The 12,141-nt window shown below is 36.5% G+C and carries 11 protein-coding genes and 1 tRNA gene; 3 read left to right on the top strand and 9 right to left on the bottom strand.

The annotated features are described in order from the left end of the window. Window positions 1–21 precede the first annotated feature (21 nt). Together nrdD and BM157_RS10150 are read right to left on the bottom strand one after the other, a co-directional pair. Entirely contained in the window at window positions 22–2,205 is a 2,184-nt protein-coding gene (gene nrdD, locus BM157_RS10155; protein WP_055306187.1) for an anaerobic ribonucleoside-triphosphate reductase, read from the bottom strand. A 304-nt stretch (window positions 2,206–2,509) separates the two neighbouring features. Then, complete coding sequence (locus BM157_RS10150; RefSeq protein ID WP_090140979.1) at window positions 2,510–4,348, bottom strand: GGDEF domain-containing protein; 1,839 nt, start codon at window positions 4,346–4,348, stop codon at window positions 2,510–2,512. A 218-nt stretch (window positions 4,349–4,566) separates the two neighbouring features. On the opposite strand from BM157_RS10150, the gene BM157_RS13040 reads away from it, so the two are divergent. Beyond that, the gene (locus BM157_RS13040) at window positions 4,567–4,728 is read left to right on the top strand and encodes a hypothetical protein (protein WP_022502541.1); all 162 of its coding nucleotides are present in this window, start codon (window positions 4,567–4,569) and stop codon (window positions 4,726–4,728) included. A 224-nt stretch (window positions 4,729–4,952) separates the two neighbouring features. Here BM157_RS13040 and BM157_RS10145 read toward each other — a convergent pair whose 3' ends face one another. Genes BM157_RS10145 through BM157_RS10120 form a run of 6 tightly spaced genes read right to left on the bottom strand, consistent with a single transcriptional unit; the run spans window position 4,953 to window position 9,963 of the window. After that, complete coding sequence (locus BM157_RS10145) at window positions 4,953–5,894, bottom strand: magnesium transporter CorA family protein (RefSeq protein WP_022502540.1); 942 nt, start codon at window positions 5,892–5,894, stop codon at window positions 4,953–4,955. Further along, entirely contained in the window at window positions 5,878–7,050 is a 1,173-nt protein-coding gene (locus tag BM157_RS10140; protein ID WP_090140978.1) for a 4Fe-4S dicluster domain-containing protein, read from the bottom strand. Before BM157_RS10140 ends, BM157_RS10145 begins: the two co-directional genes overlap by 17 nt. Window positions 7,051–7,064: 14 nt before the next feature. Further along, window positions 7,065–7,235 (bottom strand): FeoB-associated Cys-rich membrane protein, encoded by a 171-nt coding sequence (locus BM157_RS10135; RefSeq protein ID WP_022502538.1) that lies wholly within the window; start codon window positions 7,233–7,235, stop codon window positions 7,065–7,067. Window positions 7,236–7,272: 37 nt separating this feature from the next. Continuing rightward, window positions 7,273–8,370 (bottom strand): DUF2974 domain-containing protein, encoded by a 1,098-nt coding sequence (locus BM157_RS10130; protein WP_022502537.1) that lies wholly within the window; start codon window positions 8,368–8,370, stop codon window positions 7,273–7,275. 31 nt (window positions 8,371–8,401) lie between these two features. Further along, window positions 8,402–8,632: a hypothetical protein gene (locus BM157_RS10125; RefSeq protein WP_022502536.1), complete on the bottom strand. Its 231-nt coding sequence runs from the start codon at window positions 8,630–8,632 to the stop codon at window positions 8,402–8,404. A 14-nt stretch (window positions 8,633–8,646) separates the two neighbouring features. Continuing rightward, window positions 8,647–9,963, bottom strand: coding sequence for an MATE family efflux transporter (locus tag BM157_RS10120; RefSeq protein ID WP_055306190.1), 1,317 nt, complete (start codon window positions 9,961–9,963; stop codon window positions 8,647–8,649). Window positions 9,964–10,346: 383 nt separating this feature from the next. Between BM157_RS10120 and BM157_RS10115 the strand changes: the two genes are divergently transcribed. Both BM157_RS10115 and BM157_RS10110 read left to right on the top strand, forming a co-directional pair. Next, complete coding sequence (locus BM157_RS10115) at window positions 10,347–11,225, top strand: DegV family protein (RefSeq protein ID WP_055174047.1); 879 nt, start codon at window positions 10,347–10,349, stop codon at window positions 11,223–11,225. 112 nt (window positions 11,226–11,337) lie between these two features. Next, window positions 11,338–11,409: transfer RNA gene (locus tag BM157_RS10110), tRNA-Gly, on the top strand. A 185-nt stretch (window positions 11,410–11,594) separates the two neighbouring features. Here the strand turns inward: BM157_RS10110 and BM157_RS10105 are convergent. Then, on the bottom strand, window positions 11,595–12,141 hold a 547-nt coding region (locus BM157_RS10105), incomplete at its 5' end, for a transposase (protein WP_318255902.1).

The following is a 12,141-nucleotide window of genomic DNA, read 5'->3' as shown; positions in this document are numbered from 1 at the left end:
CTTTTTATATACTGTTAAATATTAAAGATGAAGAACTCTTTCCTTAATCTCCTGTGTACGTCCCTGATTCCAGAACTGTGTTCCAATATAACCGCAGGTTCTTCTTGCAACATTCATCTTATCCTGATTACGGTTACCACAATTAGGACATTCCCATATAAGCTTTCCATCATCATCAGTTATAATCTGTATCTGTCCTGTATAGCCGCATACCTGACAATAATCGCTTTTTGTATTAAGCTCTGCATACATAATATTGTCATATATGAACTGCATAACAGAAAGAACTGCTGGTATATTATCATTCATATCTGGAACTTCTACATAGCTTATTGCACCACCTGGTGAAAGCTCCTGGAACTGAGCCTCGAACTTCAGCTTGTCAAATGCGTTGATATTCTCTGTTACATGAACATGGTAACTATTAGTTATATAATTCTTATCCGTAACACCTTTTATCTTGCCAAATCTTTTCTGAAGATTCTTAGCAAACTTATAAGTTGTTGATTCAAGCGGTGTTCCGTAAAGACTGAAATCTATATTAGTCTCCTTGGCCCAGCGGTTGCAGGTATCTCTTAAATACGTCATAAGCTTTAATGCAAATTCTGTACCATTAGGATCTGTATGTGTAACACCCTTCATATAGTAAGTACATTCACACAGACCAGCATACCCTAAAGAAATAGTAGAATATCCACCATAAAGAAGCTTATCAATAGTTTCGCCCTTCTTAAGTCTTGCAAGTGCACCATTCTGCCAGAGAATTGGTGCAACATCTGATGGAGTACCTTTTAATCTATAATGTCTGCACATAAGTGCTCTCTTACAAAGCTCAAGTCTTTCATCAAGAATTTTCCAGAATTTATCCATATCCTTACCTGATGAACAGGCTACATCTACAAGGTTAAGCGTAACTACACCCTGATTAAAACGTCCATAATATTTAGGCTTATTATCATTCTCCGGGTCATTATAAGGTGTCAGGAAAGAACGACAACCCATACATGGGAAGCAATGTCCTTCTCCAAACTTATCAACCTTAAGCTTCTTCATAATCTTTTCTGATATATAATCTGGAACCATTCTCTTAGCTGTACATTTAGCGGCAAGCTGTGTAATGTTCCAATACTTTGAATCTTCTCTTATATTATCTTCCTCTAGCACATATATAAGCTTAGGAAACGCTGGTGTAATCCATACACCTTTTTCGTTCTTAACACCCTGTATTCTCTGCTTAAGAACTTCCTCTATTACAAGGGCAAGGTCTTCTCTTGTCTGTCCTTCTGGAACCTCATCAAGATACATAAATACAGTAACAAATGGAGCCTGTCCATTAGTTGTCATAAGTGTTATGACCTGATACTGAATCATCTGTACACCACGTTTAATTTCATCTCTTACTCTTAATTCTGCGACTTCCTTAATCTTATCTTCTCCTGCATCAATTCCAGTCGCCTTGAATTCCTCTGCAACCTGTTTAATGAACTTTTCCCTGCTTATCTGGACAAATGGAGCAAGGTGTGCTAATGAAATGCTCTGTCCGCCATACTGTGAGCTGGCAATCTGTGCAATAGCCTGTGTAGCTATATTACAGGCTGTAGAAAAGCTATGTGGCTTCTCAATCATTGTTTCACTTATAACCGTTCCGTTCTGGAGCATATCTTCAAGGTTCACAAGACAACAGTTGTGCATATGCTGTGCGAAATAATCTGCATCGTGAAAATGTATAAGCCCCTGCTCGTGTGCATCTACAATATCTGCTGGAAGAAGAAATCTTTTAGTAATATCCTTGCTTACCTCTCCTGCCATATAATCTCTCTGTACACTATTAACAGTAGGATTCTTATTGGAATTCTCCTGCTTTACTTCCTCATTATTGCACTCTAAAAGGCTTAATATCTGCTCATCTGTTGAATTAGACTTTCTTACAAGAGCTCTCTTATATCTGTATGTGATATACTTTCTGGCTACTGCAAATGCCCTCATATTCATAATCTGGTTCTCAACAAGATCCTGAATTTCTTCAACATTAAGTGATCTGTTCATCTCCTGGCAGATGCTCTCGACATTATCAGATATTGTTTCAATCTGCTCATCAGAAAGTCTTTCGCTATGTACAACCTCCTTATTTGCCTTTGCAACTGCTGCCATTATTTTACTAATATCAAATGTAACTTCTGATCCACTACGTTTGATTATCTTCATAATTAGTAAACCCTCCCTTTTTACCTGACAATAAATTTCTATTCACATTTAGTATACAAATAAAATTACGCGTAATATTTATTAATAATAAAATATATCATATTGGGGCTTTATCTACCCTAATCGTATATAATGCGCTACACAAGAGTTCTCTTGTATAGCGCAGTTTAAATTTTACATCACATATATCTTCAAGTCAATACAAACACAATATGTTGTGGATTTAATACAATATAAATACAATATACTGCAATATATAAAATTCCCCTAATTACTTATGCCAATAGTAATTAGGGGGCTGTTTTTAATCAGTAATATTCATTGCTGCAACATAATTCTGCTCTTCATCACTTATTATCGTATACAATAAAGTTGATGTTATCACAGCACACTCTATCTCATATTCTGCCCACTGTGAAGCTTCTTTTGTCTTATCTATTGTAAGAACGCCTTTTATATCATCCCTGCCACCAATAAAGCACTGGATTGTTGAACATATATGCCGCTTCTTCATCTCCTCAACAAATTCAGGAGCTACATCCAGATTTCTGTTGACGAAATCGGCTGATATATAATTCTTATCTCCCATAAGCTTATTAAAGCCATCTGTATTAACATATGGCAGATACTCCGCATCCTCAAGCTGCTGTCCAAATGTCAAACACCTCTTTAAAGCCTTACCTTTATAAATGCTTATGCTGTCCACCTTGTAAGTCTGAATCATATGTTCAAACATATTGCTTACAGCACCCTTTCTGTCTGTGTTAAACTGTAACATAATGTCTGTAAGATATCTTAATTCGCGCATCTCCCTGCCGTCATTAAATATCTTATCCTTCTGGTTAAGAGAATTCTCATAAGACTCTTTATGTATCTCATCCCTGAAAAATACATACCTGTCCCTGCCCTTTTCCTTTGCTACATAAAGACAGAAATCAGCCTTTTTAAACAATTCTTCATATTCGTGTCCATTATTAGGACTGAATGCAACACCTATTGATGTCGTGACCTGAAAATTTTCATAATCATTCTTGAATTCCCACTTAACCTGTGTTCGTATAGCTCTTAATATTCCTCTTAATGAATAATCGTCATTAATTCCATTTAAGACGATCATAAATTCATCTCCGCCTATACGTCCGACAACACCATCTTCACCAACAACCTCTTTAAGCTTCTTGGCTACTCTTGTAAGTACTTTATCTCCATAGAGATGTCCATATCTGTCATTAACCTGCTTGAAATAATCAACATCAAGTATAACTATGCTTACCCTGTTAATCTTCTCTTTCTTAACAAGCTTCTGTGCATACTCTGTTATAGTCTTCTTATTATACACCTTGGTAAGCGAATCCATAGTAAGTTCATCGGCAATCTCAACAATATTACCCATACTGTTAGTTCCGTCAGCAAGAATAATCCTTCCGATAACCATATTCTCACCTGTATACTTAGTATATACAGCTCCTACGAACTTAACCTTTTCCATAGCTTTGCCAAAGGTTCTCATATTAGTTGTAAGCTTGACACTGAACTCTGATGTATACAGCTTTATATACCTTATCAGATTATTCAGTTCAACAACGTCCTCTTCAAGAATTCTGCCATCAAGCATATATGCTTTCCATTCATCAATAGGCATTCTAGTTATTACTTCTCTTGAAATGCCCTCATATCTTACAATCTTAATATCCCCAGTCTTCTCAGAATACGCAAATACATACTCGCCTGTGAGTCCCATAACTACTCTTTCCATTGCGATATCGTCACATATCCTGCGATTAGTCTCTACAACACTATCTATATCGATCATCTCTATATCAATATTACGCAGAGCATCATTATTCTCAAATGACAAAAGCTTAATAAGATTCTGTCTGTACTCCCCCTTATAGTCCCTGAATAAAAAGCATTTACCCACAGGACTTCCATCAAACGAATCAATAAGCTCTATTAACTTCTCTTTATCATCTGGATGTACGAACTCCGTAAGACAGCCATATGACGTATTTCCAAAATAGTCATTAAAGGCACGGTTCGTTACATTAGTAAGATAAAATCTGTCTATGACCGCAAGCCGGCGGTCTAGTCTATGTGCTGTCACATAGTCATCCCCGATTCCAACATTCTGTTGTGAATACATATCTAAACCTTCTCCTTAATTCAATTGTCGAAATAACCCTGCGATTATTATAGTTTATAATGCACAAATATGCAACAATTTTATTTGTTTTTTGGTACTTTAGTACCAATGGTAAATCTTGTATTTTATTTTAAATATGTATGTGATACAATACAACATATTGTTGATTTGTTTTAACAATTATATATTATTAATTTAATATGTGGAGGTTTTTTATTATGGAGCGTGTGAAATTCAGCAGAGTAGAGGTGTATCACGGAGACAGTCCTAAGAAGTTTCCGGTATATGAGATTTATCTTGACGGGGTCATTGTAACAAAAGTATCATCTAAGACAGAAGCTGAGGAGATGGTGTCACGCTGGCAGGAAGTTTACAAGTAAGCATATAAGTATAATAACAAATATTACTAGCAATTATAAAGCTGTGGACAAGCATTATCTTTAAAAGATTATTTTTAAGCAAAGATTACTCTTGGATAAAGACTACTTCGGGATAAAGACTACTTTTAAAGATAATTACTGTTCCACAGCTTTTATTAAACAAATTATATAATTTTACCATTGTATATTATATTTTTTATATATAATAAATCTTCTTAAACACCTTAAAGCATTTTCTTCTTCTTAAGGAACCACAATACAAACACACATATAATAAATATTATTACAACAATTATATAAAATCCATACCTGGTTGCTGATAAAGGCATCCACTCACCGGCAACATTCATTCCATATATTCCCGATATTATTGTAGGTATAGCCATAACTATAGTGATTGATGTAAGAATTTTCATTACATTATTAAGCCTGTTATTAATAACCGATGACAACAGCTCTCTTGTACCATCTATAATATCCCTGTATATAGACGTCATCTCGATAGCCTGCTGGTATTCGACTGTTACATCTTCAAGCAGTTCCATATCCTCCGGATACTGTTCAAGTCTTTTGTATCGTCTTAATCTTTCAAGCACAATGCTGTTCGCCCTTAAAGATGTAGCAAAGTATACAAGCGTCGATTCTAATTCGTGAAGCTCGATAATATCTGTATCGTGTGTATCATCGCCAACTCTTTCTTCTATCTCAGTTCTTTTCTTATCAATCCCACGTAAGTAAGCCTGATAAAGCATAGCCGAGCGGAACATCATTTCATATATAAAACGCATTTTCTTCTTAGTACTGAACTCTTTTAACTTATTGCGCACAAAATAGTTAAGCACGGGTGTATCTTCCCTGCATATCGTTATTATTGCATCATTCTTTAATATGATACCTAATGGTATTGTTGTATACATCTTTTTCTCGTGTCGTACCTCAGGTGTTGGTATATCCACAAGAATAAGTGTATAACCGTCTTCAAGACTTATTCGTGAACTTTCTTCCTCATCAAGTGCTGTCGCAAGGTCAGCTAAGTCTATCTCAAAATAGCCTGATACAAGGGATAATTCACTGCTTGTCGGGTCAATCATATTAACCCAGCAGCCTTCTTCTATATTATCAAGCTTTTGCAGTACCTTATTATCTGTCTTATAGATTTCTACCATAATCCACCTTCTTTCTGGTCTTTACGAAAATGTTTCTCTCATCTTTAACCATACTTCTGTAACCTGACGGACACTGCGTTACACACTGTCCACAGCCTATGCACCTGTCTATATCATATACAAGCTCTGCGCGCTCTTTATCATACCACGTTGCATTGGTCGGACAGAAACAGGCGCACCTGTTACAGCCTGTACATTTCGCGTTATCAACTATCTGTGGTCTGTAAAATGCCTTAATCATAAGCTGCGATAAAGCACCCTCCCTGAAGCTTCCATATAAGAAACAGCAGTCTATACAACAGTTGCACAGCACAATCTCTTCATTACCAGAGTATGTGCCATAGTGATATAATGTATGTATACAGCCTTTTTTCTCAAGCGTGTCTATAAGCTTTCTGGCTTCATCTATGGAAATGTGTCTTGCAACGCCAGCTTTTTCAAGCTGTACAGCCATTCTTCCAACCGCCATACACGACTCAATCGGCATATCATAGTCACATTTTCCATTCTCAAGCATCTTTTTGGTGCGACAGAAACAGTTCATAACAGCAATATGTTCCTTATTCCTGTTAAGAATATCCATAACCTCACCCTCTGTATACACAGCCTGCACAGCATCTACATTTTTATTAATCTTAATAATTCTCTTTTTAGCACTCAGATTATTGGCAGGGTCAGGTATAAGCGTTGACATTCTTCCCTGCTCTCTTTGCATATTGCGCTCATTGACACGGTTCATATACATTCTTACAGGTGCTATATTAAGCTTTATAAGAAGTTCCTCAAATTCTGCAAACTTAATAAGAAGCCGTCTTCTCTTATCATTAAGCGGTCCAGAGGCATACAGCTCAACCCAGCCCGGAAATATCGGCGTTATATCATAGACACCTTCCTGCCTGCTCTCCCATATTCCGCCTTTGTCCCTTATGCTTGTAAATACTTTCTCAAATGCCTCACCGTCAAGCTGCCACAATTCTTTAAGCTCATCCCTGCTGTAATATCCGTCCTTCATAAGAAGCATATAATCTATATCCTGCTCATCAAATACAATCTCAAAACACTCAATAATACATTTTACAAGCGGTACAGATAATTTAGACTTGCTATTCATTAGCTTTCCAAGTTCGACAGCCTTTTTCCTGAATTCATTAGTCATATTTATTCTCTTTCTTACTTCTTATCTTTAGAACCAGTTGAACAATGGGCACTGCACGAAGAACAATTGCCGCTACAGGTATCTCCAAGTCCGCTCTCTTTGTGCTTAGATGAAACCCACAGGAACAATACAACTACAACAAATAGTACAACTGCACCAAGTATAATATTAATAATTCCTGACATATCTAATCTCCATTTCTTCTATAATATTTCTATAATATCATTTCTCAAATCTTGCCTTGCTTATCTTATCAGTAAGCGACAAAAGCATATTCTTAATAAGTGTTCTGCTGTCCTTATCAAGTCCGGCATACTGACGTATAACCTCCCTTGTGCTTCTTAATCTGTCTGCTGACACATCTGACAAATTCTTAGCACCGCTGGCATATAAAAGTCCGAATAAAGTTTCAACGAACTCCTCCCTGCGTTCATTATCAACGCTGTTAATCCAGCTGCTTAATGCCTTATTAAGCCTTCTGCTCTGTGCACTTAATTTCTTAGCCTTTACAAGAAAAGCACCAAGCACCTGCCACGACATTGCATCATGCTGCATAAGCCCGCTCTGTGAACTCTTAACAATAATATAATCCTCATCGTGTTCAAGTAACATTCCTACTATCGAATTCTCTGGGACTATGCTTTTGATAAGCGGTAACATCGCCTGATATTTCGCACTTTTTATCATATTCACATCAAATCCAGGGCCATCATTATTGTATACACAATCTATCTTTTTTCTTACTCTCTCACTGCATTTTACAGCCGAATATATAGCAAGATTGCCACCCTTGGAATGTCCGCCTATATAAAGCCTTCCTCTTATGTACTGGCATGTACTATTAATATACTCTACCGCCGCCTCCTGTGACGGAACAGGCATAATAAAGCTCATATTAAAATCCTCTTTCCAGCCGACAAGTGTATCATCTGTACCCCTGAATACAACATAAGTATGCTTAGGGCTTATTCTTATGTGAAATGCCCCGAACTGCTTTTCCAAGGTTTCATCTACTGTATCTACATAATTAGATAAAATCAGATTTCCAAATCTTTTGGAAGCTGCCGCTTTTTTCATAAGAAATGGAGCTTCACTAATAAATGATTTATCCTGCTTTAGTTCATTTTCTGTATACATATCAAAAAACATCTGCGATGCTTCTTTTAATGTAATGCTTCTCTTCTCCTCAGGTGATGGTATAATATCCCTGAAATTAACGTATGCAAGCTGTGCAAGAATAACATTATCAACCTCATTAAAAGGTGACTGTTCAAATGTTATATCCCCACGCCAGTCAAGATAATCCATTATATTTCCCATATATACACCCCCAGCAAATGCTTAATAAACCTTATTTGGATAAAGTCTTAAGTTCATTAACAATATCTATATCTGACTGCATAACCTTCATATTAGAAGTTACCGGCTGTTCTCCAGGCTTTGTCACAGTTATCTCTATAACTGTTCCCTCCTGAATTCCACCATTGAGGCAGTAGTTAATAAATGACACAAACTTTGGATGGTTTGCGGCAAATTTATTCTTTAAGTTCATTATTTTCATAATTGATGCTGGATTAACCATATCATATCCTCCGACTATATATTATTATGCTTTCGCATTCTGTTATTCTTTAGTATAAGAAATACTACGCATACAACTGCCGTTATTAATTCTGTTGCCGGAAAACTGCTCCATACTCCTGTCATTCCAAACAGCTTTGAAAGGCTGATTGACATAATAAGCATAAGCACAATTCCTCTTAATAATGATACCACAAATGATTCTTTAGCACACTCCACTGCACTAAAATATCCGGCAGATACTATATTAAATCCTGCAAATAAAAATCCTGCAAAATATATTATCATTCCGCTATGTGCATATACAGCAAGTGTCTCAACACCCTCACTGTTAAACAGTGCAACAAGCTGGTCTGTAAATCTAAATACAATTATATATATTACTGCAAAAAGTGCAACCGCTGTAGCAGCACTCATTCTGTACAGCCTTTCAGCATCTTTTCTGTCACCCCTGCCGTAACATTCACTAATAAGCGGCTGTGTTCCCTGGGCAATACCATTAAATATAGCTGTTCCAATATAAGCATAATTAGCAACAACTCCATATGCTGCAATACCGATATTTCCTGTGATTGACAGTAACAGCATATTAAATACAGTTGTAGTAACCGCCGATGCTATCTCACCAATAAATGCGGCTGTTCCAAGCATACACGACTCCCAGAGCATTTTTAAAGACGGAAAGTGCCATTTAAACACAACCGTATTATTCTTACCAAAAAAATGTGTCAAGCACACCAATATACTGCATACAGGTGAAGCTGCAGTAGCCATCGCAGCCCCTAACAGCCCAAGCTTCATTGGAAACATAAATATATAATCAAACACTATATTAAAAAGACTTCCACAAAGTGTCGCAATCATCGCCCTTGAGGGATCATTATCATTTCTTACATATGCACTTACAATGTAATTACACATAAAAAATGGAGTAAACATAAGAAATGTCCTTGTATAGCAGGTTCCAAGTGCCGTAATTGTATCATCTGCACCCATAAGCCTTAAAAGCCTATCTGGTGCAAACAGTCCCACAAGTATAAATACTATGCTTAACAGGCACGCACACATTATTGCATTTGAAAAATAATCATCTGCCCTCTCATTATTCTTGGCTCTTAATATCTTAAATCTTATCGCCGAACCAACACCTATCATTGAGCCAACAGCAAATATAACATTAAATACAGGAAGTACAAGATTAAGAACTGTAATTCCGTCTGCCCCTGCGAATTTAGATATAAAAAATGTGTCTGCAACAACATAACACGATATTCCAAGCATACCGAATATGTTCTGTGACACATATTTAGCAAATTTCTTCCTTATGTCCATTAATATTCCTCATCTTTCCGTAAGCATATACCATATCTTAACCAGAATATTCCAGTTATTTCAATACACTTATATGCTGCATAAACAACAATATTAATATACAGTAATTCAACCAGAAAATCAATTATAGTTTGACATACAAAGTAATATGTTATATAATCCCGTTTGTTATATTTTGATTATAAAAATATTTGATAATATTATTATGATTTAATTGGAAAATGTATCTTAGCTGTATATTTACAGACCATATTGCAATACTATTTTCACGTTCAATTTTGGGGTTTTACACACTTCCTGTATTGCAATACTATTTTCAGGCTTGTGGCTTTGCGTACCAGCACCTGCCTGTCAGCAATGGTACGCAGAAATGAGGATTATTTATGAATTCAGCTTCTAAGATAACAATTATAACAGATTCAGCATCGGATATGCCAGGAAATTTACACAATCAGGTCACAGTTCTTCCAATGACTATATCATTTGGAGATGAACAATTTGAAGATGGTGTCACACTCTCAGCAGATGAGTTCTATATGAAACTCATCGAAAGCGACACTCTCCCTAAGACAAGCCAGGTAAGTCCTTTCGCATTTACCTCTGCCTATGAAACTGCACTCACCCATTCTGATGCCGTTATAGTGATAACTCTTTCTTCTAAATTATCGGGAACTTACCAGAGTGCCTGCATAGCCGCCGGGGATTATGAAAGCGAACACGCCGGCAGCCAGGGGAAAATATATATTATAGACAGCGAAAATGTAACTGTAGGCGAACAGATTCTAATTGAATATGCTTTAAAACTTATTAATGATGGATTGTCAGCCACAGCAATCGCTGATGAGTTAAACTCCGCCAAAAAACGCATACGTCTTGTAGCACTTCTTGATACTCTGGAATATCTTAAAAAAGGTGGCAGAATATCAAGCAGTGCCGCTTTCTTAGGAAATGTATTAAAAATAAAACCTGTAATCGCAATTGATAATGGTGAAGTTGCCATATTAGGTAAAGCCCGCGGCTCAAAGCAGGGCAACAACTTCTTAATTGAACAGGTCAACACCTACGGTGGAATTGATTATTCTATGCCCGTCCTTCTTGGCTACACCGGCTGTTCAACAGAACTTATCGACAAATACATTAAGGACAGCAGCTCTTTATGGGAAAATAAGATTCCTGTTCCGGCCAGAATAAAAGTAGGAGCTACAATCGGAACACATATTGGACCTGGGGGAATTACTGTCGCTTTCTTCTCAACAAAGTAATTATTTTAATTTTTTTGAAATTTTTTCAAAAAAGTGCTTGACACTTTTAACTTTTGCGTGTATTATATCACTTGTGTTCGCGAGAAACCAAACGAACAACACAATATAATATGCGCGAGTGGCTCAGTGGTGGAGCACCTCCTTGCCAAGGAGGGGGTCGCGGGTTCGATCCCCGTCTCGCGCTCTCTTAGATAACAAAAGGGGCTGTCGCTTTAACGATTGAAAATCGTTAAGGTACCAGCCTCTTTTTCCTATAAAAATACGATTTTTAAGTTACTATTTATTAAAATGAATGGGATGTGCCCCAAATTGGCGTACTTTAATAAACCTATACAGGTTTTAAAAATTTTTATTTTGATATTTCTAAATTCAGGCACTTTTTAAAGGAAATAAATATGTTCCTGTCTTCCCGTTCTGAATCTTATTATGAAGTTTATTTATGTTTCTTGCAATTGCTAAAAGAGTACTTTCAGCGAGTACATTCGCAGTCCCTTTGCTTAGGTATCTTCTGAACTGAATGTCCTGTTTTATGTCTCCAAATGAGTCTTCAGCCTGAATGCTCCGGTTCATCCGATACAATACCCCTTCATCAGATATGATTCGTTCCAAATCCTCTTTTCTGTGTTTTATAAATGTTTTTGCAACTTGTAATACCTTGGTTCTTTCTCCTAATGGCGTTTTGCAGTTATTATCTTTTATGCAGTCACTCTTGTAAGGGCAGTCGCTGCAATTCTCACATGTGTAGATAGTTTTTTCACTCACATATCCTGTTTTAGTTTTATTGTGTCTTATATGTGATACTGTAAGTTTCCTGTTATTCTTACATGTATAAAAATCGGATATTTTATCGTATTCCATGTTTTCTATCTTTCCAATATCATTCTTGTATTTCCTTGTTTTTGATATCTCATAATTA

This window comes from [Lactobacillus] rogosae, from assembly GCA_900112995.1.
GTDB lineage: Bacteria > Bacillota > Clostridia > Lachnospirales > Lachnospiraceae > Lachnospira > Lachnospira rogosae.
The sequence above is the reverse complement of the archived record's forward strand: the minus strand, read 5'-3'. Positions and strand labels throughout refer to the sequence as shown.